At 50.8% G+C, this 23,811-nt stretch carries 19 protein-coding genes and 1 tRNA gene; 6 read left to right on the top strand and 14 right to left on the bottom strand.

Annotated elements, in window-relative coordinates; all coding sequences use genetic code 11:
* The first annotated feature begins 164 nt into the window (after positions 1–164).
* Positions 165–1,283, top strand: coding sequence for a serine hydrolase domain-containing protein (locus ABDW36_RS18785; RefSeq protein WP_343703468.1), 1,119 nt, complete (start codon positions 165–167; stop codon positions 1,281–1,283).
* A gap of 82 nt (positions 1,284–1,365) precedes the next feature.
* Here the strand turns inward: ABDW36_RS18785 and ABDW36_RS18780 are convergent, their stop codons facing one another.
* From ABDW36_RS18780 to ABDW36_RS18750, 7 genes are all read right to left on the bottom strand, one after another.
* Entirely contained in the window at positions 1,366–3,081 is a 1,716-nt protein-coding gene (locus tag ABDW36_RS18780) for a RagB/SusD family nutrient uptake outer membrane protein (protein WP_343703467.1), read from the bottom strand.
* 11 nt (positions 3,082–3,092) lie between these two features.
* Positions 3,093–6,197 (bottom strand): TonB-dependent receptor, encoded by a 3,105-nt coding sequence (locus tag ABDW36_RS18775; protein ID WP_343703466.1) that lies wholly within the window; start codon positions 6,195–6,197, stop codon positions 3,093–3,095.
* Between the two features lie 41 nt (positions 6,198–6,238).
* Positions 6,239–7,342: a PKD domain-containing protein gene (locus ABDW36_RS18770; protein ID WP_343703465.1), complete on the bottom strand. Its 1,104-nt coding sequence runs from the start codon at positions 7,340–7,342 to the stop codon at positions 6,239–6,241.
* 37 nt (positions 7,343–7,379) lie between these two features.
* Entirely contained in the window at positions 7,380–7,880 is a 501-nt protein-coding gene (locus ABDW36_RS18765; RefSeq protein WP_343703464.1) for a discoidin domain-containing protein, read from the bottom strand.
* A 146-nt stretch (positions 7,881–8,026) separates the two neighbouring features.
* Complete coding sequence (locus tag ABDW36_RS18760; protein WP_343703463.1) at positions 8,027–11,290, bottom strand: TonB-dependent receptor; 3,264 nt, start codon at positions 11,288–11,290, stop codon at positions 8,027–8,029.
* A 255-nt stretch (positions 11,291–11,545) separates the two neighbouring features.
* The gene (locus ABDW36_RS18755) at positions 11,546–12,487 is read right to left on the bottom strand and encodes a FecR domain-containing protein (RefSeq protein WP_343703462.1); all 942 of its coding nucleotides are present in this window, start codon (positions 12,485–12,487) and stop codon (positions 11,546–11,548) included.
* Between the two features lie 164 nt (positions 12,488–12,651).
* On the bottom strand, positions 12,652–13,212 hold the full coding sequence (locus tag ABDW36_RS18750) for an RNA polymerase sigma-70 factor (protein ID WP_343703461.1): 561 nt from the start codon (positions 13,210–13,212) through the stop codon (positions 12,652–12,654).
* Positions 13,213–13,566: 354 nt separating this feature from the next.
* On the opposite strand from ABDW36_RS18750, the gene ABDW36_RS18745 reads away from it, so the two are divergent.
* A complete protein-coding gene (locus ABDW36_RS18745; protein WP_343703460.1) occupies positions 13,567–14,763 on the top strand; it encodes a serine hydrolase in 1,197 nt (398 codons plus the stop codon).
* Positions 14,764–15,092: 329 nt separating this feature from the next.
* On the opposite strand, the gene ABDW36_RS18740 is transcribed toward ABDW36_RS18745, so the two are convergent.
* Positions 15,093–15,166, bottom strand: a tRNA-Met gene (locus ABDW36_RS18740).
* Between the two features lie 103 nt (positions 15,167–15,269).
* Complete coding sequence (locus ABDW36_RS18735; protein ID WP_343703459.1) at positions 15,270–15,740, bottom strand: group II truncated hemoglobin; 471 nt, start codon at positions 15,738–15,740, stop codon at positions 15,270–15,272.
* 190 nt (positions 15,741–15,930) lie between these two features.
* Here ABDW36_RS18735 and ABDW36_RS18730 point away from each other — a divergent pair, with 190 nt between their 5' ends.
* Both ABDW36_RS18730 and ABDW36_RS18725 read left to right on the top strand, forming a co-directional pair.
* Positions 15,931–16,323, top strand: a complete 393-nt coding sequence (locus ABDW36_RS18730; protein ID WP_343703458.1) for a BlaI/MecI/CopY family transcriptional regulator — start codon at positions 15,931–15,933, stop codon at positions 16,321–16,323.
* 20 nt (positions 16,324–16,343) lie between these two features.
* Positions 16,344–18,194 carry a M56 family metallopeptidase gene (locus ABDW36_RS18725; protein WP_343703457.1) on the top strand — a complete coding sequence of 617 codons (1,851 nt, stop codon included), beginning with the start codon at positions 16,344–16,346 and terminating at the stop codon, positions 18,192–18,194.
* 58 nt (positions 18,195–18,252) lie between these two features.
* Here ABDW36_RS18725 and ABDW36_RS18720 read toward each other — a convergent pair whose 3' ends face one another.
* From ABDW36_RS18720 to ABDW36_RS18705, 4 genes are all read right to left on the bottom strand, one after another.
* Complete coding sequence (locus ABDW36_RS18720; protein ID WP_343703456.1) at positions 18,253–19,014, bottom strand: sugar isomerase domain-containing protein; 762 nt, start codon at positions 19,012–19,014, stop codon at positions 18,253–18,255.
* 11 nt (positions 19,015–19,025) lie between these two features.
* The gene (locus ABDW36_RS18715) at positions 19,026–20,171 is read right to left on the bottom strand and encodes an MFS transporter (protein WP_343703455.1); all 1,146 of its coding nucleotides are present in this window, start codon (positions 20,169–20,171) and stop codon (positions 19,026–19,028) included.
* A gap of 13 nt (positions 20,172–20,184) precedes the next feature.
* On the bottom strand, positions 20,185–21,102 hold the full coding sequence (locus ABDW36_RS18710) for an ROK family protein (RefSeq protein ID WP_343703454.1): 918 nt from the start codon (positions 21,100–21,102) through the stop codon (positions 20,185–20,187).
* A 120-nt stretch (positions 21,103–21,222) separates the two neighbouring features.
* Positions 21,223–21,984: an NIPSNAP family protein gene (locus ABDW36_RS18705; RefSeq protein ID WP_343703453.1), complete on the bottom strand. Its 762-nt coding sequence runs from the start codon at positions 21,982–21,984 to the stop codon at positions 21,223–21,225.
* A 90-nt stretch (positions 21,985–22,074) separates the two neighbouring features.
* Between ABDW36_RS18705 and ABDW36_RS18700 the strand changes: the two genes are divergently transcribed.
* Positions 22,075–22,848, top strand: a complete 774-nt coding sequence (locus tag ABDW36_RS18700) for a MerR family transcriptional regulator (RefSeq protein ID WP_343703452.1) — start codon at positions 22,075–22,077, stop codon at positions 22,846–22,848.
* Between the two features lie 42 nt (positions 22,849–22,890).
* On the opposite strand, the gene ABDW36_RS18695 is transcribed toward ABDW36_RS18700, so the two are convergent.
* A complete protein-coding gene (locus tag ABDW36_RS18695) occupies positions 22,891–23,454 on the bottom strand; it encodes a hypothetical protein (RefSeq protein WP_343703451.1) in 564 nt (187 codons plus the stop codon).
* Between the two features lie 53 nt (positions 23,455–23,507).
* Between ABDW36_RS18695 and ABDW36_RS18690 the strand changes: the two genes are divergently transcribed.
* Complete coding sequence (locus ABDW36_RS18690; RefSeq protein ID WP_343703450.1) at positions 23,508–23,771, top strand: hypothetical protein; 264 nt, start codon at positions 23,508–23,510, stop codon at positions 23,769–23,771.
* The last annotated feature ends 40 nt before the right edge of the window (positions 23,772–23,811 follow it).

Genomic DNA, 23,811 nt, shown 5'->3' with positions numbered 1-23,811 from the left:
TCTGGCTCACTTTGCGGGAGCCATACATTTTGCCATTTCGTTAACCCGAAATCTGCATTCGTTAATCCTCTTATAGATACCCCGTTCCCCTACCCCATCTTTGCTTCCGAACCTCAAAAACACTTTACAAAATGAAAACTTTACTTAAAAACGCAGGCCTTTCCTTGGCACTGACAGGAACCCTGCTCACAGCTTGTGAAAAACCTGACGACTTCGTTAACAAGGGATTTGACGTTGCCCTCTTCTCCAAAAATCTGAAAGAAAGTTTTGAAGGTAAAACCGTAGGCTTTTCTTTTGCCATTGCGCAAGACGGAAAGATCGTGAAGTACGACAAAGGCGGGCTTGCCAGGAAAGACATTGACATGCCCGAAACAGACTACCTGGTAACCACCCGGCAAGCAACCGGCAGCTGTACCAAAACCATCTCGGCGCTGGCCTTGTTGAAAGCGCTTGAAGCAAAGGGGCTGGATGAAGATGCTTACCTGGCAGACCTGCTGCCTACTATTTGGACCGTTCACCCGGCCAACAGGAAGATCAAGGTTTCTCACCTGCTGGCGCACAAGTCTGGCCTTACCTTCTTTGGCAACTACTACAGCGACCTGGTGAAGACCATGCAAACCGCCACCACGGGCTTTGGCGACGATCAGTCCTTTTACGCTTACAATAATGTGAACTACTTGTTATGCCGTGTATTGATTCCCTGTATTGTGAAAGGGAAGGATTCTTTCTCCTGGTTGCCCGGATTTGCTGCCGGAGAAACGGCGCAGGGCTACCGCACTTACATCCGCGAAGAGATATTCAAAAAGTCAGGATTGCCGAATTACAGCAAAATAGACATCGGCCCCTGGAACGATGCGGGGCCTATTACCGAAAAGAGCCCTGACCGCAGCATGACGCTCTATTACAACTATTCCCAACCCACACTGAACGGCATGATGAAATACACCTCATACCTGGAAGCCGGCGCCGGCGGCTGGTACATGAATACGCCTGAAATGGCGCAGGTGCTGCTGTCTGCAGAAGCGGGCAAGCTGGTATCCAAAGAAATGCTGACACGCATGAAAACCAAGCTGATGGGATTTGATAACAAAATAGTTGGCAAGCACGGAGAATATTACTGGAAGAACGGGTTATGGGCAGACGAGCAGGACCGTGGCATTTACACCGTTATTATGCATTTCCCCAATAACGTACAGGTAGCCTGGCATACCAATTCACGGAAAACAGTTATTGGCGACCCGGAGAATGTGATCAAGAATGCGTATGACGGGGCCTGGAGGTAAATTAATTGTTCCTGATCGAATGGTTTAAATGAATATCCCCGGCATAACGCGCGGGGATATTTAACATAGATACAGGGATATACTAGCGGCCGGGAGGCAGCGGCCAGCCTTGATTTTGCATCAGTTTGAGATTTTTGGTAAGCTCGGAACCCGGAATGGGGAACCAATACATTCTTTTATCAAACCTGAGCGGCCGCGGGTCGCGCTCCGGATAGTCATAAGTAAAGGTGTTGCCGGTTTTGGTGATGTATACGCTACGATATTTTACATTGTTCAACTTCTCGTGCGCCACGCCCCAGCGTTTGAGATCCCAGTACCGCTTTTGCTCAACAAGGCAGAACTCTACGTAACGTTCGTTCCTGATCAGGCTGCGCATCTGGTCTTTTGAAAGACTACCTGCCGTTAGCGTTGTTGTGATCCCGGCCCTGGCCCGTACTTTATTTACGGCGTCATACACCGACTGGTCCGGCGCGGGCAAGTATTCATTGGCTGCTTCCGCGTAATTGAGCAGTACCTCTGCATATCTTATTTCAAGCCATGGCTGGTCTGAGCCGGCACGGTAAGAGTAATTGATGTTCTGGGTATCCAGCGCTTTTAATGTATAATATCCTGTAAGGGTGTTGCCTGCGTCCATATTCCCGTAATCGCGGCCACCCTCAAAAGTTTCAAGCGATATCTGGGTGAGCGCACCTCCTTTGTTCCCCCAGGTTCTGGCGCCGTTGTAACCGATGGCGGCATAAAAACGATTGTCACGGCCCGCGTAGGGATCGCTGGAAACGTAGCCGGAACCGGCTTCCCCGATCAGCCTTCCATTTTTCATGGGGAAAGCATCTACCAGCTCCTGTAAAGGGAAACGTTGCCCGCCGTCTCCGGCGCCGAGGTAGGGCGGCTTCACCAGCGCATCCAGGCCATGGGATTTGAATCCTTTTTTGTACTGCACCTCAAATATGGCCTCTTTGTTATTGGCGGATTTGTCCAGCCAGAGCGCTTTCAGATCGGGATTGAGATCATACGCGCCCAACGCTATTACAGCCTGGTTGGCATCTGCAGCTGCTTTCCAGCGTTCGGCCGCTCCGGCCCCCTGTGTATTGGAATTGATGGTTTCCACATCTTTGTACAGGGCGTTATCATCCGTGGTAAGATATTGCGGGCTCGCCCAATACAAGGCCACTCTTCCCTTCAAGGCCATTGCCGCGCCTTTGCTTACCCTGCCGCGCGGCGCATCCGGCGGCAGCTCGGTGGCAGCCTGGTCCAGTTCGGCAATGATGAACTTAAAACAATCGTTCAGGCTATTCCGCGGAACGCTTAGGTCGTCTGTAATATGCTGTACTTTCGTAATGACCGGTACGCCGCCATAACGCTGTACCATTTCAAAGTAAAGAAAGGCTCTCATGAACCGGGCCTCCCCTTTGTAGCGGGTTTTAGTGGCGTCATCCATTTGTGCGGCATCTATGTTGGCTAGGAAGTCGTTGATCCTTACCACTTCCTCGTACTTCCAGTATGCGGTGTAACCCCCAACATCCCCGTCCACCCACTGGTCGTAGATGTGATTGTTAGGTTCATTCCCGGTCCAGTTGCTGCGGGAATCGTCTGCTATGTTGTCGTAAAAGTTATAGTTCCAGCCTGGCCGGTCGCCATAGATCGTATTCAGGTACAAGCCAATGAGCTTGGGGTCTTTCCACAGGTCTATTGATGTGATGGCATCCGGATTGTTCTGGTCCAGCAGATTTTTGTCACATGCGCTGAAAAGAACGGACGCACAGGCCAGGAGCAATATATTCAGTGATATATGTTTCATAAAAACAGTCTTTAGAATGAAAAATTAAGGCCCAATGAAAGGTTGCGCTGCTGCGGATAAGATCTGCCTGTACCATCGCCCAGCTCCGGATCAAACTCCTTGAAGGGGCTCCAGGTAAGCAGGTTGGTGCCTGCAACATATACCCTGAGCTTCATGCCGTGCTTTCTCATCCAGGGAAGCGTATTCAAAGAATAGCCGATGTTCACCGATTTCAGCCTCAGGTAAGCGGCATCTCTCATCCAGAAAGTAGAGCTGCGCGAGTTGTTGTTGCTGTAATCTATCGTTGGCCTGGGATATTTTGCATCCGGGTTCTCCGGCGTCCAGTAGTCTTTAAGATAAGCAAAACTATTGTTTATTTCAGCTCTGAAAAACACCATTGCCTCCTCTCCCAGCATAATGGTCCGTTTACCAGCCCCCTGCAAGAAAATGTTGGCGTCAAAGTTTTTCCAGCGCAGCTCCGAAGAAAAGCCGAACACCATCAACGGCGCGCCGGAATTATTGCTGATCTGCATCTGGTCCGCTTCGGTCACTTCCCCGTCTCCGCTGATGTCCGCATACCTGATATCGCCTACGCTGGGTTTGGCACCAAACTGGTTTACCCAGTCATCTACCTCCTTCTGGTCCTGGAACAGGCCCATATCTACATATCCCACCATTGCGTTCAGCGGGCGGCCCAGGCTGTTCTGATAGTCTGCAATGCCTTCCGGCACATCCAGTTTGGTGAGCTTGTTGGTAGCATATGAAAAATTGAACCGGAAATTGTACCCGAAAGAATTGATGTTTCCACGGTACGAAAGCGTTACCTCCACACCTTTGCTTTTCATTTCGGCATAGTTCTCATCCGGCAACCTGCGGCCGAATGTAGCAGGGGTTGACAGGATGCGAGGCCGGAGCATGTCCCTGGTAGTCCGGAAAAAATAGTCCGCCTCAATGCCCAGGTGGTTATTAAAAAGCGTGGCGTCCAGCCCTATATTTTTTGAGACCAGTTTTTCCCAGGTAAGGTTATAATTCGGGAAAACACCGGACACGAGGTTGATCTGCGATTCGTTCTCTATCACCGGTGGAAAGAAATCCGGCCAGATGTTAGGATATTTTCCCTGCATATAGTTATAGGAATCCATAAACTGGAATGATGATATCTTGTCGTTCCCCGTTTCACCTACGGACGCACGGATCTTCAGGTTGTCAATAAAATCGAAAGCTTTTGTTTCCCTGAAAAAAGATTCTTCCGATATTCTCCAACCGGCCGATACGGCGGGGAACAGCCCCCACCTTTGGGATTTTGCAAAGCGGTAAGAGCCGTCCCTTCTGGCGGATGCCTCCAGCAGGTATCTGTTATCATAGCTATAGTTCAGTATCCCCACAAAAGACCTCCGCGCATCGCCAATGGTGGAGGTGCCCGAAAGCGACTGCTCCAGCGGGCCGCTGGCGTTCAATTCGTCTTTTATGGACGACACAAAATCCCGCTTCAGCCCGCCCATCATAAAACCCTTGTTTTCCAGCTGCTCATACAATGCAATTGCTGAAACATTATGTTTTCCAAATTGCCGCGCATAGTTCAGCGAAGCATTCATAGTAAGCTGGTTGGCTTCGCTCACATTCTGATCGAGCTGCGTTTTATTCAGATTGTTGACGTTGATCAGGCTTGCCTCGCCGTTGTCTTTATACACCATGTAGGGCGTGTTGAAGACTTTATGCAAGGTGGAATTCCTGATGATGGAAACGGTGCCCTTCAGGCTGAGGCCCGTTGTGAGAATGTCCAGCTTCTGTTCGGCGTTAAGCGTAGCGCCGAATGTTTCAATACGGTTCCTGTCGTACCCGGTTTCACTGGTTTCAGCCACGGGATTGGGCTGGCCGTTGAGGTGGTTAAACTGTCCGGAAGAGTTGTACGGCCTGTAGATCGGAGCGGCTTGTATGGCATGCATGAAGATCGGGTAGGCATCGAGGCCGGCTGCATTGGTATTGGCCCTGCTGGCATCGATGCTTAGCCCCACTTTCAAGGTACTGCTGATCCGCGCGTCTACATTGCTACGGAGATTGTATCTCTGGTAATTATACTGGTCCCACATGCCGTTCTGGTTCGTGTAACCCATAGACGCGAAGTAACTTACTGCTTCCGTGCCGCCGTTTACAGATATGTTGTGCTGGCTCAACGTGCTGTTGCCTTTAAAGGTTTCCTTAAACCAGTCTGTGCTGTTGGTCCTGAAGCCTTCCAGCTGCTCAGCCGTAAAGAATTTGCTTGCCTGTGACGGATTGGCAGGGTCAAAGCCTCCGTTCAGCTGCGCCTGATTGCGTGTAACCCCATACTCATACGCATTCATCATGTCCGGGTATTTAGTGGGTCTTTCAATACCGGTGGAAGCGCTGTAGGTGATAGACGGCTTGCCGATCTGCCCGCGTTTGGTGGTTATCAGTATCACGCCGCCAACCGCCCGGGCTCCGTACACGGCCGTGGCCGATGCGTCTTTCAGAATGGAAATGCTGGCTACATCGTTCGCGTCTATATTGCCAAAATCTTCTCTTACCACCCCATCAACGAGGATCAATGGCCCGGGCTCATTTACGGAGCTTCTGCCCCGTATCTGTATCCAGGCGCCGATACCCGGCCGGCCGGACTGTGTGGTGGCCAGCACGCCGGTAACGCGCCCCGCCAATGCGTTGGTTATGTTGGAGGTGGCGGTCTGCTTCAGCTCCTCTCCCGAAACAGTAGAGATAGCGCTGGTCAGGTTTGCCCTTGTTTGCGAGGTATATCCTTTGATAACCACTTCATCCAGCCCGCGAACTTCTTCCGTCATGGTAACATCTACCCTTTCCCGGCTGTTGACGGGTATCCGCTGGGTTTTATAGCCCACAATGGAAAACACCAATACCCCGTTGGCAGGAACTGTAATGGAATAGCTCCCGTTTTCATCTGTAATGGTGTGTTTATTGGAACCTTCGATCAATACTGTAACGCCCGGCACCTTTCCTGATTTATCGGTGACCGTGCCTTTCACGGCAATGTCTGCCAGCGGTACGGCGGTTGCCGGAAGCGTTTCCCTTACGCCTGCAAGCGCCTGGCTATGGCCAGCCATGACAAGCAGGGAAAATATAAATGCGGCTAATCTGTTTTTCATAATTGTTTTTTGATGAATGCGAAATTTGCTTTACCGGGCGGTTACGGATTGATCCAGAGCTCTGCATCATCCGCCTGGAAATTCGGGCTCCAGTTATCTCCTATATCTTTCGGCCTGTCCATCATAAACCCGATCCTGGCCGTTCCGCCAACTACGTTAAAGTCAATGCTCAGCTGAGTATACCCGTTGTTGCTGCCTACCGCTTTTTTTACCTCTGCCCCGCCGCCGTTGGCGATCAGGTACATCCCTTCCATGTCTGTAGAGCTGATCCATACTTTAAAAGTGTATTTGCCATCTTCCAGCCCGGTGATCTGCTGGGTAACGGAGCCTACATAGGCCAGCTCATACTTGTGACCGTTCCCGGGGTCTACAGACGGCGTCCAGAAAAGCAGGCAGCGCGTGCCAGACTTCGGGCTTTCCGCGATGAAAAAGCCGCCCCATCCCGGGCTGCCGGGATAACTTACCTTCACCGGTTCCCAGCCTGTGACTACATAACTGTCTTTAGGGTCCATCTCAAAACCCGGATTAGCGATTGGTATCATTTCCGGCGCCGTTAGTTTGGGTACCCTGATGCTGATGGTCCTTCTGTTCTCGTTATCCGTCACGCTTTTTGCGGTCAGCACCACGTTATACCTGCCATTTGCCGCATACAGGTGCTCCGGTGATTCCTCCGTGGAAACAGGGCTGCCATCTCCAAAATCCCAGGTGAAGGATATGCCGTTCACGGATTGGTTGGTGAACTTTATTTTCAGCGGGTTTACCGGGTCTTCCGCATAGGTGAAGTTGATCTGCGGAATAATGTCTACCGGCCTGGTGGTAACGGTCTTTTCTGTAGTAGACTCAATACCCGTAACGCTTGTTACCGTCAACTTGATGGTATAATCACCGGGAGCGGCGTAGGTATACGTTGGTTCCGCTTCGTTGGAAACGGGGCTGCCGTCACCAAAATCCCAGGTGATGCTTTTCGCGTTCTTCGATTTGTTTGCCAGCTTCACCGTGAGGTTATTGGGAGCCTGAATGGTAGCCGTAAAATCCGCAACGGCAACCACCCGCGTAAAAGGAGACACATCTATCCCCCTGGTACAGGATTCCAATATTCCCGAGGCGAGCAAAAGCAGGGACATTGCAGTAAAGATCTTTTTCATATTGTCATTATTTAGGTAAGTGGTGACCGGTCACCGTCTATTTTTTCTCGTAAAACAGCCGCCATTCGGACAGCTGCGTGGCCTGATCGCCGTTGTTGGCTGTAATTTGAAGGCGGTAGTAGGTATAGGGTGTTGTATTTTCAAAGGAGTAGATTTTTGTCTGCATCCTTTCGTCAAAGCGTTCTTTGGCCTGGTTATCCAGCTTCACCCACTTTTTCCCGTCCACAGACCCGAGCAGCTTCCAGTTCCTGGGATCTCTTTCAGGAACATCGTTTGCAGACGACAACGCGTACTGGTTTACGATGGCCGGTTCGGGCAGCTGGTACTGCACCCACAGGTTGCTGGAAAAGCCGTAGCAATACTTGGTGTTCTTATTATTGTCGAACAGCTTGTCTATATCTTCTTCAGTTTTGTCCGGAACAAACTGGGCTTTTTTTATACCACCTTTGCCGGTAACGTCTGTTACCTGCGCTAACAATGAGTTGGAGAAAAGGGAGCACAGGATGATCCCTGATGCGTAGAACAATTTCTTTTTCATAACTGGTGCGAATTAATATTTGGTTGTTTAACATGCCTGATTAAAAAAGTATGCGCAATAGATGGCCAGGCGCAGACCGCATGATGATCTGCACTGGTAAAATGATCCTTGATTTTAGCGTATTGTTGCCCGCGTTCCTGCGCTGCCTAAAATGAAAACCCTGCGCCTGCCGTGAAATTTTTCATTTGCGGGTAATAATATCCCATCCCGTTCTCCGCCTCCGGATCAAACTCTTTCAAAGGGCTCCAGGTAAAGAGATTTGCCCCGGCAACGTAAATACGTAGCTTCCTGTTATTTTTTTTCAGCCAGTTCCAGTTGAACGTATAGCCGATATTGATCGTTTTTAGCCTTAGATATGATGCGTCCCTCAACCAGAAAGTGGAATACCGGCTATTGTTAAAACTGGCGTCTATAGTGGCACGGGGATACTTTGCATCCTGGTTTTCGGGCTGCCATGCGTCCATCAGGTACGCAAATGAGTTGTATTTGCCGCCCCGGAAAAGCGTGATGGCTTCCATGCTCAGCATCAATGACCGCCTGGCCGCGCCCTGGAATAAAAAATCCATGTCAAAATTTTTCCACTGCAGGCCGCCTGAAATGCCGTAAGTGAGCTGTGGCAGCACATCGTATGGGCTGATCACATCCTGGTCCTGGTCCGTGATCTGGCCATCTCCGTTCACATCCTCATACCTGATATCCCCCGGCGCCTGCTTCCGGCCAAATTGCATTCCACCATACCATTTCTCCACGTCCGCTTCAGACTGGAAAATACCTGCCGCCCGGTATCCTATTTGAAAACCGATTGGCCTGCGCTGCCGCTTTTCCCAGGAAGGGCCATTTACGGGATCGTCTATTCTTGTGATCTCATTGGCAGCAAAAGAGCCCTGCACGCCCAGGTTGTACTGCAGCGCCCGCGTCTGGCCATTGTAATGCAGTACCAGTTCCCATCCGTTACTTTTCATCTCCGCATAATTTTCTTTGGGCAGCCTTCTGCCAAATGTTGCGGGAACGGAGCGTGCCTTGTCCCACAACATATTGGTAGTTGTGCGGAAATAATAATCGAAATTCAGCTCCAGTCTGCCCTTCAGCACCGTTGCGTCTACCCCTATATTGGCCGTGCGCAGCTTTTCCCAGGTGATATTCCGGTTGGCGTATACACCGTTGTACAATACGATAGCAGGCTCATTATCCAGTACCGGCGCATAGAACGGCGGAAAACTTCCAGGCACCTGCCCCTGTGAAAAAAAATATTCATCGAGGTACTGGAATGCACCAACATTATCGTTACCGGTGATGCCTGCGGAGGCCCTCAATTTCAGATCACTGAAAAACCCAGCGTCGCGCAAAAATGGCTCTTCGGACAAGCGCCATCCTGCCGAAACAGAAGGAAAGAGCCCCCATCTTTTCCCGGGAGGAAAGCGGTAAGAACCATCATAACGTACAGTAACATTTGCCAGGTACCGGTTGTTATACGTGAAATTCACGATACCTACCAGCGAGCGCCTTGCATCATCAATGGCCGATCTTCCGTCTATAGATTGCTGATCCGGGCCGCTGGCAAAAAAATAATCTTGCCAGTTGGTAGGGAACTGCCGCCGGCTGGCGTTAAAGTAATCGCTGTTCTGCCCAATCTGCTCATATAAGGCAAGCGCGCTGATCTCGCTCTTCCCGGCGGTTTTCACATAATTCAGCGAAATGTTGCAGGTGTTGTTGATGAACTGCCGGGACTCCTCAAACAACGAGGTGCTCACCTGGTCTCCAATGCCGATAGACCGCACGCCGGTGATATTCCCCTGGCTATCTTCCCGGTACAACAGGTAGGGTGTTCTCCACCACTTCTGAAAATACTGGCGTCTTACCACTGCCGCGGTGCCTTTTATTGATAAGCCTTTGGTAATAAAAGGCAGTTGCTGCTCAAAGAATATCGTTCCCTGAAACACCTCATCACGCTGCATATTCTTTCCGCTTTCTTTGATATCCGCAAGCGGATGGGGGATCAAGGCGTCATAAAACCTACCGCTGGCCGTATATGCAGGGATGGTGGGCGGTGATTGTACCGTATGTTCGAAAATATTATACGCATCCAGCCCAGCGGCGCGGGTGGTGCTGCGCCTTGCTTCCAGGTTGAGCCCTGCGGTGAGCGTTGCGTTGACACGCATGTCCACGTTAGACCTCAGGTTGATGCGCCTGAAATTGTAGGAATCCCATAACCCCTGCTGGTACGCAGTTCCCAGCATACCAAAATACCGGATGTTTTCAGAGCCACCCCTGATGGAAATATTCTGCCGCGATAAAGCACCTTTCTCTGAAAAAACGGTCTTCCACCAGTCGGTACCCGCTTTGCCGGATCTAAAATCCTCCAGCTGCTGTGCAGAGTAGAACCTGCTGGCATGAACAGGATTACCGGGATCATAGCCGGCATTCAGGCTGGCCTGGTTCCATAAGGCAGCGTACTCGTACGCATTCATCAGGCGCGGATACCGTGTAGGGCTTTCCGTGCCGGTGGAGCCGTTCCAGGTAACTTCCGGCTTACCCGCTGTTCCCCGCTTTGTAGTGATCAGTATCACGCCTCCCGCCGCTCTCGCACCATATACCGCCGCGGCGGCCGCATCTTTCAGCACTGAAATGGTTTCCACCTCATACGGGTTGATGTTGCCATACTCGTCATTCCGTACAATGCCGTCTATCACCACCAGCGGGCCCGGCTCGTTGAGCGATACCTTTCCCCGGATCCTGAAATATGCGCCAATGCCCGGCCGGCCGCTTGTAGTGGTAGCGAGTACACCCGGCACTCTTCCTGCAAAGGCATTGGAGATATTTAAAGTTGGCGCCTTTTGTATTTCGGTGCCCGGCACAGTGGCAATGGCGCTGATAATATTCCTTTTCTTTTGCGCACTATATCCCACCACCACTACCTGGTCTAGCGATCTTGTATCGATTTTGAGCGAGATATAAAAAGGAGCCTTACGTTTTTCCTTTAGCTCCACTTCCTGCGCAACGTAGCCTATCATGCGCACCTGCAACCGGGCTGGCAGCGTAACCTGCTCCAATGTGAAGTTCCCTGCTGTATCCGTTGTGGCGCCGCGGCCGCTGTTCTTTACAATGACCGTTGCGCCCGGTAACGGTATTCCCTCCTCGTTAAACACTCTGCCGCGCACCGTGCAACTGCTGTCTGCACTTTTTTTTCTCTGTAGTATGGCAATACTGTTCTGGTTCACTTTGTAAACGAGGGAGGTATTGTTCAACAGCAGGTCAAGCGTTTCCTCCACGGAGCGTGTAGCAACGGGCAGGTTCCAGTGCTGGTACGGGCTCACAAGCGCGTCCACATAAGCAAACCTGAAACCGGTCTGCCGTTCTATTTGCTGAAAACCTGCTACCAGCGGCTCATCTTTTAAGCTGATCGTAACCATCGTACTTTTAATATTTTGACCATTCACAGGCATCGTCAGTAATAGATTGACGAAAAGAAAGAGTAATACAGGTAATAGAGGACCGAGGCGCATTAGATACACATTTTCAGGAGACATCCTGGCGGAGCACGGCATCGCCATACAACTCCATAATGAATAATTTCATAACTTGGAGAAGTTTTCAAGTACTCAAAACACTTAAAACGCCGGGCTACGCTGATCCCAAGTCAGTGTAGCCTTTTTTTCGGTATATGCTTATTCTTTTCCTGTACAGCCGTTGCCATCCAGCCAGATGGTATCTTTTTCCCTTTGCCACCTGATGTCCGTTACCGAGGTGATCACATCCAGCACCTGCTCCAGCTTGTTATCACTCAAAAATGTGCCTGTAAACCTGCAATGACGCAGCTCATTGTTACGGAACCGGATGGTCACGTCATAATGATCGTTAAGAACGGCAACGGCCTCTCCCAGTGTCATGTTCTTGAAGAAAAGGTTTTGCCGTTTCCAGGCCGTCACCTGCCGCACGTCCACTTCCCGCTGTAAAGCCGTTCCCGATGATTTATTTGCAATGATCTGGCCATTGCGGACAAGTATGCCCAGTGTCTTTTCTTTTCCAGACACTTTCACCTTGCCGCTGGCAACAGTTACAACCACGTCCTCCTCTCCGGGATAGTTCCGGATATTGAACCGGGTGCCCAATACCGTGGTGGCAAACTGCCCGGTATGCACTACAAAAGGCCGCCCCGGCTGCTGCTGCACATCAAAATAAGCTTCTCCTGTCAGGTACACATCGCGGCTGTTCCCTGAGAACAGGGGCGGATAATCCAGTTTGCTATCGCTATTCAATATAGCGGTGGTGCCGTCTGGCAAACTGATCACCTGGCGTACATGAGAAGGAGCATGCCCCGCTGCAAGCGGTGGCGCGGCATGTCGCTCTTTCCTGCCCCATTGCCACCAGGCCAGCGCCACACAGGCAAATAATACTGCCGCTATTTTTAGAGTTCGTATCAGCGGCTTATGCAGCCTTTTCTGATGCAGCCTGTTGTAGTCTATTTGCTGCGCAACCGCCCTTTCCCGGATGCTTGCATAGATCTTTTCTTTATCTGTCCTTCCGGATGGTTGATGTTCCGGCGGCATCTTGTCCCATAAAGCGGTCATCTCTTCGCTCACCAGGTCGTTCTCCGAAAGCTGAGACATCAATTGCCAAAATTCGTCCAATTCGCTTTTGCTGCAATTGTTCTGTAAATACTTTTCGAACAGATATTTTAACCTGATTGGATTGGATGACATAATTATAAGACGGCTAAAAAATACAGATAGTACTATCCGGTTGTCCGGATTTTTTTCAGAGAAGGTGTAGATCAAGAGGAAAAGAACACGCCAAGCGCTATCAGCGGTTCAATATCATTGCTTTTGAGGTATTGGCGAATGGATTTCAGGGCTTCTGCCATGCTATTGCGGACGGTATTGCGGGATAAGTTCAACTGCCGGGCGATCTGTTCATGTGTTAACCCCTTCTCCCTGCTAAGCGTGAAAATAAGACGGCGTTGGGGAGATAACTGGAGAATGGCCTGCTGGAGTATGCCTCTCGATTCACCATCAAGCAGCCGGTGATCAGCGCCGCTGGTCTCCTCCATTTCCATTTCACGGGCAACGATCCGCTTCAGCTGCTCATCGCGACTGGCTATCTTGAAAAAATCCATGGCTTTGTTGTAAGCCACCTTTCTCAGGAAGCCGTCCAGATGCTGAATATTGTGCAGCAGTTCCCTGCCGGTCCATAATTTCAGGAAAATATCTATCACGATCTCTTCCGTGATCTCAGGAGACTTGATGATCCGGATCAGGTAGTTGTACAACTTTGCCCAGTACAGGTCATAAAGTTGCCTGAACGCACGTTCATTTCCCTCGGCGATCTGCGACAAGAGGCTTTTTTCGATATCGGCAGCAGGGGATGGCAAGGTCCTAATTTTGATTGATATGTATCAAAAGTAGCAATTTGGGGAGAAAAACAAGAGAATGGAGGGAAAATAGGCGGTTGTTGCTAAATAGGCGCCCCACCGTGGTCTCAAAATATCTTGCTATGAGAATTAATGGGTTCGTTCGTGTAGCTGCTGACTTGGCGTAGGTTTCCGGGGGAAAAGAAAACGGGAAATTTCGATATTTTCCTGAAAATTCGCATTCTGTTTTTGTTAACCCAATACCCCTATTCATTAAAACAGTCCCCCTCCTCTTCCGGGCGCGCCGCATCTTTGCCGCATGAACCTCAAACCACACAAATGAAAACTTTACTGAAAAGATCCGCCACGACACTGCTGTTCGCCGGCGCCCTGCTGGCCGGATGTGAAAAGCCGGAGAATATCATCCCCAAAGAGAAATTAGGCGGTGCTCTTGCCCAAGGACCGGGTACTACCCTCAAATTCAACCAATCGCTTTTCACCCAGAGCCTTATGAAAAGTTTTGGGGGCAAAACAATCGGTTATGGCTTCGCGATTGCACAAAACGGAGAGGTGGTAACAACAATCACGGGGGGCGATTCGCGGCGGCTGATGGACGGGCATCATCCCTATTTGCCTACTACACGCCAGGGAACGTCGGAGGCCACACAAACCATTACCGCGCTCGCAGTTTTAAAAGCGCTGGAAGCCAAAGGCATGGACGAAAACGCCTATATATGGCAGCTGCTGCCTCTCAACTGGAACATTCCCGTAGCAAACAGGAAAATCACCGTTGCTCACCTCCTATCTCACACATCCGGACTGAAGTACATCGGTTACGATTATACTTCACTGCGTACCACCATGCAAACGCCTACCACGGGTTACGGCGATGCTTATTTTAAAAACACCGTGGTAAACTACCATCTTTGCCGGGTATTGCTTGCCTGCATCGTAAACGGCGCGGGCTGGTACGCGGCAATGTCAGATAACAATGCAGATGAAGCCGTATCGCAGTTCTACCGGAGCTACGTCCGCCAGGCGATCTTCTATCCTGCCGGCATATCTAATTACTCTCTGGTAGACCTCGGCCCCTGGAACAACCTGGGCCCTGTTTGGAACCCAAATTCCCCCGGGAGCAGCCAAACGCTATACTACAATTATTCGGAGCCTGTTTACCACGGCATTTCAATTTATACGAACTATAAATCGGGCGGCGCGGGCAATTGGTATATGAGTGCACAGGAACTCGCGCTTGTTCATGCAGCAGCGGAATCAAAAAAAATCGTGTCCGACGCAATGTTACAGCGAATGAAAAACAAGCTCATGGGCTTCGACAGCAAATACAGGGGACGGCATGGCACCTACTACTTTAAAGCCGGCATGGCTTACGATAGCAAATTCCGCGGCACCAACACGATGATCGCGCATTTCCCCAACAATGTACAGCTGGCGTGGAATACGAACTCCATCTCAAACGACATCGGCGTGGTAAAGGATGTGATCATTGAAGCGTATGAAAATGCATGGACGTACTAACCGGCGGCTCCTTCAAAATAAAAAAAGGGATGAACGTTTGTTCATCCCTTTTTGCAGCGGAAGATAGTTCGTTTTCGTTCATTCCCAAAATGCGGTGCAATTCCTTTTTGTAGGGCCTGTCCGCGGAGATTTTTGGCAACGATATCCCCGGAGGGGCTTACCGGTACATTGTGCGGAAAAGCTTTCAGCTCATACCTCACCGCGGCATGCAGCGCTATGCCGATTATATTTACATTGAGAAAGTAAATGGGAATTGGTATTCTCATTTCAAATAAAACTAAAAAGAAAAACCCGACAACAAATTGATTACCAATTGTTATCGGGTCGTGTAGCGAGATCGGGAGTTGAACCCGAGACCTTTGGGTTATGAATCCAACGCTCTAACCACCTGAGCTACCTCGCCAAAAATCCCGCTTATTTCTAAATCGGGAGTGCAAAGATACAGGCTAAACTTTTAAAAGTCAAAAGTTAAGGCAAAAAAGTTTTCGTCTCCTTATGGTGCTGCATTACGGCTGATAAGGGCCGCCGGGCTCGCCCCAGCCCCACCTCGGCATCGGCTCACTCTCGTTCACAGGATTACTGTCAGTTTGTGAGTTGATCACAGCTATACGGCTCCCCCACTCCAGGTACCCCACCAGAGCAGACCGGAACTCAGGGTCTGCGGGCAGGCCTATTTCGTCCGCACTGTCCAGCAGCAGGCTGATCCATTGGCGGCGCTGCGCTTCGGTGAGCATTTTGGCCAGGTGATGGCGTACCATAGTGGCATGGCTGCCACCGTCTTCTCCCGTATAAACGGGCGGGCCGCCAAATACCTCCGCAATGAAATGGGCCACATGGCGGCTATGGTCCGCACTCATGTGGCGGAAAACGGGCTCCAGCAACCCGTCTTTCAGCACCTTGGCATAAAACACCTCCGTAAGCCGCTCAAAAACAGGCTGGCCACCCGCCCATTCATACAGTGATGGTATGTTTTTCATACCCTGAATGTAAGGAATTTCAAAGCATTTTTTGCTGGATAAGCTGGCGGCGATCCCAACATTTAATAAATTGATAATCAACACAAAAATCCCGAAACACAATAGCCTTGCACGAAATTTCAACGGCTCAGATACTGAAACAGGCTTAGGTAATATTTGTTTCGTACGAAATTTTTCCTACCTTTAAATTATGAAGCCGAATAAAAAAGAAAATAGCACGGAGCCTACCAAATCTGAACTGGAAATACTCCAGGTATTATGGCAGCAGGGCCCTTCCACCGTGCGGACGGTAAATGATGTGCTGAACGAACAGAAAAGGGAAGTGCAGTACACCTCTACCCTCAAGCTGATGCAAATAATGGTGGAAAAAGGCTGGTTGAAACGGGACGAAAGCCAGATGAAACATATTTACAGCGCAGCAGTAGAAGAACATTCCACCAAAGGCCATTTGCTGGAACGTTTTGTAGACACACTGTATAACGGCTCTGCCAGCAGCCTGATGATGCAGCTGCTGGGCAATAAAAAAACATCCAAAAAAGAACTGGATGCCATCCGGGAATTGTTGAAGAAGATAGATAAATAATCACTTCAAACCACTACCTCATGTTCACCTCCGAAATACTGCCGGCTATTTGCCGCACCTTCCTTCACTCTATCTGGCAAGGCCTGCTGGCAGCCATTATAGCTGGAGTGGTATTAGCCCTTACCCGCCGCTCTTCTGCCCGGCGCCGTTACAACCTGCTGGGAGGCATTTTGGTGCTTTGCGTACTGGCGGCCTTTGCCACGCTGGTAACGGAACTGCGTTCGGTAAGCGAACCAGCGTCCACACCGGTCTCAACTGCCGCCGTTTCAGCTGCTGCGCCGGCAGCGCTTACCACTGCCGGTTATTGGGACATGCTGGTAAACTATCTCAATACACATGCGCCTTTTATTATGCTTGTATGGGGTATTGTATTCCTCTTCAAATGTTTCAGGATGGGCATGGGCTTTTACCACATTCATCACATCCGCCGCCACCAGGTGCATGAGCCTGATGAAAGCTGGAAAATCCGCGCAGAACAGCTTGCCGGCCTGTTAGGTATCCGCAGGGTGGTGAAGCTGGTTGAGTCCGGCCTGGTACAGGTACCTCTCACCGTAGGGTTCCTGAAACCCTGCATTTTTATACCGCTGGGGCTGCTGGCACAGCTGCCTCCAGACCAGGTGGAAGCAGTGCTGCTGCATGAACTGGCGCACATCCGCCGGAAAGATTACCTGGTAAATATTGTACAAAGCTTCGTAGAGAGCATTTTCTTTTTCAACCCTGCATTGCTCTGGATATCGGCAAGACTGCGGGACGAACGGGAGGCCTGCTGTGATGACGTAGCCCTGGCATACACGCCGCAGCAGGGCAGCTACCTGCATGCCCTCGTGGCCTTTGCCGCCCATACGCCTGCAAACGGGCTACAGATGGCCATCATCCACAAAAAACATCATTTACTGAACCGCGTTAAACGAATGCTGACGCAGGAAAATCAAAAACTGGGAGTTATGGAAAAATCAATACTGATCATCGGGCTGGTGGTGATTTCTGCCTTCAGCATGATACCGGAACCTCCGGCGCCGCAACCTGTACAGGAAGCCCCCGTACAATCTTTTGTGATTTACAAACCAGCCGCGGGCAAAGCCGTGCTGCCGCCTGCCACCATGCAAAACAAAGATACAGTAGTGCCCGGCAGGCAAACATCAGCCACTACGTTCAATTATTCTTATCAGCTGGATACCACGCTGCACTTCGACAGGAGCCTGCTTAAAGACTCGGCGCTGATAAATACCGCATTCAACTTCGCACCCAATACTCAACTCAAACAATATGATCTGAATTACCAGGCCAACACGGTCTTCTTCACAGAAACAGACGCTACCGTGGAATTGAAAATCGATTCCAGCTTCAAACAGGTCAACCAGTTCAACTATTCATACAAATATGAATACCAGCTGGACTCTACTAAATTCAATAAAAATTTCAATTTTAATCTTGACACCACTCATCCCGTATTTAAAAAAGATCAACGTAAGCCGCTAAAGGGGGAAACCAGCCTGACAGACTCAAGCTGGCAAAAAAAAAGGGTTCAGATGCGTTACCGGCAAGCGCCGGACAAGTACCCGAAGAAAAGTAACTGGAGATACCCCCCAGATTCCTCCCGGCCTAAACTGGCCTACAAGCTGTCCGGGTTTGACAAGACCTATTATCAAAAGCCAGTACTAGAATATAAAAAAGCGGCTGCTAAATGGGAAACCAAACCCTTCCCCCGCAAGTTTAAAACAGCACCGGCAGACGCCGACAAAAAGCACGTTGAGCCGCCGCAAAAAAAGCCGCAACGGAAGGCTCAATCACCTGCTGACAAACCACTTGAAGAAAAGCTGCCGGCAAGTTTCTACAACAGTTTAATTCTGCCTAAACAAATAGATTGCTAGTCTCAATTTTCAGTAGTAAAACAAAGGTCCGTCATATAACGGACCTTTTATGTTATTGCTATACACCGGCAATTCTTTCTTTATAAGCCGCCAACGCCGCTTCCAGCCGCTGCCGCGCCGTACCGTCTCCCGGTACATTATGTGATGGATGGATGTGCAGCTGCACCCCGCGGTCTGCCAGGATTTCCGCTACTGTAGTTACCGTCATCCACACACAGGTTACAAAGGCCATGGTTGAAACGGGCCCTATTTTATCCTGGTGATTTTTAAGCGGTACAGATGCATCTTCTATAGGAGCGCAGGAATCCACCACAATATCCGCCACTTCGAAAATAGTTTTACCGCTGGAGTGGCGTGTCTGCTTGCCTTGCGCAGCCGCGGCAGAGCCAAAGGCAATCACTTTCATGCCGCGCTTTTTGGCTTCCAGCGCTACATCGATGTTCACGTTATTGATGCCAGAGTGCGAAAAGAGCCACATGGTATCGCGGGGGTCAAAGTTGTAGCCTTTCATGATCTCTACCCCGTAACCTTCTACTCTTTCCAGGAACACAAACTGGTGCACGCCCATTTCCCCGGTAATGCGGGTAAAGAAGGTAAGCGGCAGTTCTATCATGGGGTGGAACCCAACAAAGCCGCCGATACGCGGGTACATCTCTTCAATGGGAATGGTGGCATGCCCGCAGCCGAAGGTATGGACCCAGCGGCCGGCGGCGATGCTGTCTGCCATTACTTCCGCAGCTTTCCGGATATTGTCCAGCTGTGTGTCTTCGATCTGTGCCATTACGTTCCTGGCATTGGTGAGCCATTGTTTTGCAAGCATATGAAAACGGTTTATTGTAATCTTCTTACGATGGTGCTGCACAATAACAGCATGGCCAGCCACTCCGCCAGCGCCACGGTGGTAAGGTGCTGAACGCCGTAGTGCTGCACCACCAGCCCCATCATGTAGTTCACCAGCATATTGCCGATGAGGGCAATCACCAGCACAAAGCTGAATGCCGTACCGGAATGAGAGGCATACCGCTCTCCTACAAAGCCCAGCATAATGGGGAAGCCGCCTGCCAGCCCAGCGCCCAGCAGAATGAGGCCTGCGGCAGACACCGCAAATGTGCTGCCGGTCTGCAACAGTAAAATGCCGGCGGGCATCAGCAGCAAAGACACAATGAGCATATGACGGGGGGGCACGGTGCGGAACACGCTGCCGGTGAGCAGCCTCATCACGGTGAAGCCGGCAATGTATAAAGACAGTGCATAAAGTGCCCTGCTTTCTTCCATATGGTCTCCGGCGGTAAGGTAGGTGGTGGTCCAGTTATTGATAATGGCCTCAAAGCTGCTCTGGCAAAAGAGGAAAAAACCGATCAGCAGCAGGGTGAGGTCCCCGAACATCCGGCCGCTCTGTTTCAGCGGGAAGCCTTGCAGGTGTTTGGGTGGCGGAAATTTAATAACCGCATACAAAACGGCCATGATGAGCGTAAGCCAGCCAACGGCCGACACAATTTCATTCCAGGCGTAATACTGGCGCAATGCCGCCAGCACCTGCGGCATGCCCAGGGCGCCAATGCCGAACGAAACGCCCAGCAGGCTCAGGGAAGCGCCTTTACCGCGAACAGTAATGTCTGCCACCACCGCATTGGTGGCGCCGTTTACTACCCCGCCCGAGAGGCCGAACACAAAAATGCAGGCCTTCAGTATGTCCGGAGATGCCGCATGCGCAATACCCTGGAAGCCGGCGCAAAGCCCCAGGCAGGAGAGCACCAGCAACAACTTGTAACCATACCGGTCACTCACCGGCCCGAAGAACAGGGAACCGGCCAGTATGCCAATGGGCATAATGGAAAACAGCGTACCCGCCGCAATACCGTCCAGGCTGAATTTCTGCCGCAGGTCAAGCACCACGGCGCCCAGCGTAATGAGAGTAACGCCAAAGAGCAACAGGCCCAGGCAGGCCGCCATGAATACGATCCGTTTGTTGTACATACGTGTTAACAGGTTATGCATGAAATGCGAGGCAGGCCGCACCGTAAAGGCCGGCATCACTGTGCAGCGCTGATGCTTCGAACCGCACCTGCTCCATGCTTACAGGTTGCGCCCACCGCGCCGCTTCAGCTGCAATGGCCGGTAAAAACTGTACTGCCGGGCCAAATACGCCTCCGCCAAATATGATCTTCTCCGGGTTGAACAGGCTTACCAGGTTGGCAGCCGCCATTCCCCACAACTCAATGCACTGGTTAATAACTGTAAAGGCTATACGGTCTTTCTGCTGATATGCGTCAAATACATCCTTTGCCTGCAGCTGGTCTTTTTTCAGCGGCCCCGCGTAGCCGGCCTCCCTGCCGGCCAGGGCAGCCGCCACTTTGGCAATACCTTCGCCGGAAGCCATACTTTCAAAACAGCCGCATGCGGTGTATTCATCCAGGAAAGGCCGCTGCAGCGCCATCCAGCCTATAGCGCCGCTAATGTCTGAAGCGCCGTGCAGCAAACATCCGTCTGCCATAATACCGGCGCCAATGCCTGTGCCTACGGCCAGGTAAATGGCATTGCTGCATCCCTGGGCGCCCCCCTTCCAGGCCTCGCCCATAATATAACAGGAACGGTCTCCTTCTATGCGCACCGGCAGAGGGCCGGCCACAGCATTGACTTCTTTCAGCAACGGATAATTCTCCCATCCGGGAATATTGGGCGCCCATACGGTGCCTGTTTGCCGGCGACTGATGCCGGGCACTGCTATGCCCACAGCGTGGAACTCGTGTTTTTGCATGTTCTGTACGGCTTCAGTGATCATGGCCCCCACGGCCTCCCCGCTGCGGGAACCCAGGGGATGTACATGCTTTTCGAGGATGACGCCATCCTCCGAAAAAACGGCCACGGCCATTTTGGTACCTCCGAGATCTATCGCTAGTGCTTTCATAACATGTCTCTATATATGACAAATAAAAAAGGAAGCTCCGTTACCCGGCATGAAAAAAGAAGACAGGGCCGGCCATCACTGCTGGCCGGCCCTGTAAAGGCAGGATAACGATCTGCCTGATCAAATATCGGAATACTCGGTGGGCCGCAGGAAAAACTTGTCTGACCTGGACACATTGTTTTTGTATTCCTGCATGCCGGAAAGTTTCTTCCAGTCCGGGTCTGCAGAAAACGCTTTCCAATGCGCATCCCGGTCTGCCTGATCATTAAACGTGGTCATGTACATCAGGTTGGGCATGCGGCTGCCGGCTATCACTTCACCATAAAATACAGCATTGAACCCAAGTTTCCTGAAAATGCCTATCTCGTCCCCATCGTTGAACATCTTCACTTTATTCAGAAAATACTTTTCAGTGGGCCCTTCATAACTCCGCAGCTCGTACACCCGGTCTTTCCGGGGCCCGGTCAGTTTAGGCGCTTCCATTTTAGGCATATCACGGAAGGATTTCAACAGAACAGATTCAAGGCGGGCATAAGGCACGTCTGTATAATCTGAATTAATATAACTGCTGCCTGTTTTTTTGTACGCCGCGTCCTTCTCCAGTATGGCTGGCAGGCGCTCAAACTGTTCCAGTGATTTGAAGGGAATGAGCACGTATACCTTGAGGTCTGCCGTATCTTGCTCAATGGGCTTGAATACCCCTACCTGCCTGATACCCGCGCGGTGCAGCGCCGGCAGAAATGCCGTACTCAAAAAACTGTCTACCCGCGCCACCTGGGCTTCCGTTTTCAGGTGGTAGATCTTTACCTGGTAAAACTCTCCGGCAAAGGAAGAAAAGCTGCATAACAGCAGCAAACAAAGAGACAAAGTGGAATTTTTCATGGTCGTGAATATTATGGACAAGATAAAAAGGATTACGAAAGAATCAAACCCCCTTGACCCTTACGTAACGTGATACCCTACCTTTGCCTTATGGAAAAAACTTATACCGTTAAGCAACTGGCGGCGCTGGCGGGGGTGAGTGTGCGCACACTGCACCACTACGACGCCTGCGGTTTGCTGAAGCCCGGAAAACGTACCCCGGCGGGGTACCGCGTGTACGGCGCTTACGAACTGTACCGGTTGCAGCAAATTATGTTTTACAAGGAGCTTGACCTTTCACTGGAAAACATAGCGGCCCTACTTGACGACCCGGGCTTTGAGCCGGCCGCTGCCCTTGAAGAGCATAAAAAAGCCCTGCAGGCACGGCGTAAGCGCATTTCCGTTTTAATTAAAACTATTGACAAAACACTTTCAACTTTAAAAGGAGGACCAGTTATGTTGACAGATAAAGAGCTATATGAAGGTTTCCCGGAGGGAAACACCTACCGCGAGGAAGCGGTTGCCAAATGGGGCCGGCAAGCGGTAGAAAACAGTGAGAACAATCTTCGTAAAATGGACAAAGCGGCTTTTCTGAAACTGAAAGACGAATTTGTGAACATCCGCACGGCTCTGCAGGAAGTAATGCACCTGCCCCCTTCTCACCCCAAAGTGCAGAAAGTGATACACACGCATTTTGAGCTGATCAGGCGGTTCTGGGGAAATGCAGTGCCGGAAGAAGAACGGCTGGCGGCTTACAAAGGCCTGGCGCAGTTGTATGTAGACGATGAACGGTACACGCAAACACCGGACGGCAAAACAGATCCGGCATACGCCGCCTTCATCAGCGAAGGTATGAAGTGGTATGCCGCCCACCCGGCAAAATAAAAGAAACGGGCTGCCTCCTCCCTCCGCGGGAGGGCAGCTCCGTTATTCTTTCACCGGCAGGTTCCGGTGGTATCCTATCAGTTTATATTGTCCGCCTACCTTGCCAAATACAAAAGTGAAAAAGCTCTGTTTATTGCTGTTCTGGTCAGGGTATTCCATATGCACCTCATAAATGCCCGTACCGGGGTCTGTACCTGCCCGCAGTTTTTTATAATAAGCGGTGGAATTGTCTTCCCCGATCTCGGTAATGTGGGCATCACCTGCAGTAGGCAGCAACCTGACCACATCCCCGTTGAATATCTGGCTTTCCCGGCTTTTGAATTCCGCCTGTTTTAATTCCGTACCTGTATTGTCTACCGGGAGGGGGAAACGGATCATGCCCTGCAACAGCGTATCATGCGTACCGGCCACTGCGTTCTGGAACGTGCCGAAAAACGCTCTGAACTGCTGCTCGTCCGTGCTTACCGGTGGCGGATTGGCGCCGGTGGTCTGAACCGCGGAATCTTCTGTGGGAGGTACTGCCGTTTGCTGTGGCTGCTTTTCCCTTTTGCTGTTTCCGCAGGCCAGCAGGGCGCCGCATGCGAGTATATACATTAGCTTTTTCATCAATTTCAAGAACACAATTACCATACCAGCCGAAACTTAGTATTATTGCAGATATGCTCAATATCGCTCCTGACAAATGGAAACACTTCCTAACAGGCATCCCTATGGGAATTGTGCTGCAAGCTATAGCCTGGTACCTGTACCCTCCCCTTATGTACTTGCTGGCCTTCACGGCCGTATGCGCCATTAGTTACGGGTTTGAACTGATCTCGCTGCTGACCGGCAAAGGACATTACGAAATAAAAGACGCCATTGCCAGCGTCCTGGGCGGCACGGTGGGCATAGGCATATTTGCGCTTTTTTTACTGGCCCGCTGACAATTCGCCCATCTTTTTCCGGATTTCGTAAATAATTTTC

Origin of the sequence: Chitinophaga sp. (assembly GCF_039596455.1) — a bacterium.
Classification (GTDB): Bacteria; Bacteroidota; Bacteroidia; order Chitinophagales; family Chitinophagaceae; genus Chitinophaga.
Note: the sequence above shows the minus strand (reverse complement) of the source record. Positions and strands in the feature narration are given on the sequence as shown.

Coding starts and splice junctions, on each gene's coding strand:
- ABDW36_RS18780 (WP_343703467.1), bottom strand. CDS start 3,081: ATGAAACATATATCACTGAATATATTGCTCCTGGCCTGTGCGTCCGTT.
- ABDW36_RS18775 (WP_343703466.1), bottom strand. CDS start 6,197: ATGAAAAACAGATTAGCCGCATTTATATTTTCCCTGCTTGTCATGGCT.
- ABDW36_RS18770 (WP_343703465.1), bottom strand. CDS start 7,342: ATGAAAAAGATCTTTACTGCAATGTCCCTGCTTTTGCTCGCCTCGGGA.
- ABDW36_RS18765 (WP_343703464.1), bottom strand. CDS start 7,880: ATGAAAAAGAAATTGTTCTACGCATCAGGGATCATCCTGTGCTCCCTT.
- ABDW36_RS18760 (WP_343703463.1), bottom strand. CDS start 11,290: ATGGTTACGATCAGCTTAAAAGATGAGCCGCTGGTAGCAGGTTTTCAG.
- ABDW36_RS18755 (WP_343703462.1), bottom strand. CDS start 12,487: ATGTCTCAGCTTTCGGAGAACGACCTGGTGAGCGAAGAGATGACCGCT.
- ABDW36_RS18745 (WP_343703460.1), top strand. CDS start 13,567: ATGAAAACTTTACTGAAAAGATCCGCCACGACACTGCTGTTCGCCGGC.
- ABDW36_RS18735 (WP_343703459.1), bottom strand. CDS start 15,740: ATGAAAAACATACCATCACTGTATGAATGGGCGGGTGGCCAGCCTGTT.
- ABDW36_RS18730 (WP_343703458.1), top strand. CDS start 15,931: ATGAAGCCGAATAAAAAAGAAAATAGCACGGAGCCTACCAAATCTGAA.
- ABDW36_RS18725 (WP_343703457.1), top strand. CDS start 16,344: ATGTTCACCTCCGAAATACTGCCGGCTATTTGCCGCACCTTCCTTCAC.
- ABDW36_RS18720 (WP_343703456.1), bottom strand. CDS start 19,014: ATGCTTGCAAAACAATGGCTCACCAATGCCAGGAACGTAATGGCACAG.
- ABDW36_RS18715 (WP_343703455.1), bottom strand. CDS start 20,171: ATGTACAACAAACGGATCGTATTCATGGCGGCCTGCCTGGGCCTGTTG.
- ABDW36_RS18710 (WP_343703454.1), bottom strand. CDS start 21,102: ATGAAAGCACTAGCGATAGATCTCGGAGGTACCAAAATGGCCGTGGCC.
- ABDW36_RS18705 (WP_343703453.1), bottom strand. CDS start 21,984: ATGAAAAATTCCACTTTGTCTCTTTGTTTGCTGCTGTTATGCAGCTTT.
- ABDW36_RS18700 (WP_343703452.1), top strand. CDS start 22,075: ATGGAAAAAACTTATACCGTTAAGCAACTGGCGGCGCTGGCGGGGGTG.
- ABDW36_RS18695 (WP_343703451.1), bottom strand. CDS start 23,454: ATGAAAAAGCTAATGTATATACTCGCATGCGGCGCCCTGCTGGCCTGC.
- ABDW36_RS18690 (WP_343703450.1), top strand. CDS start 23,508: ATGCTCAATATCGCTCCTGACAAATGGAAACACTTCCTAACAGGCATC.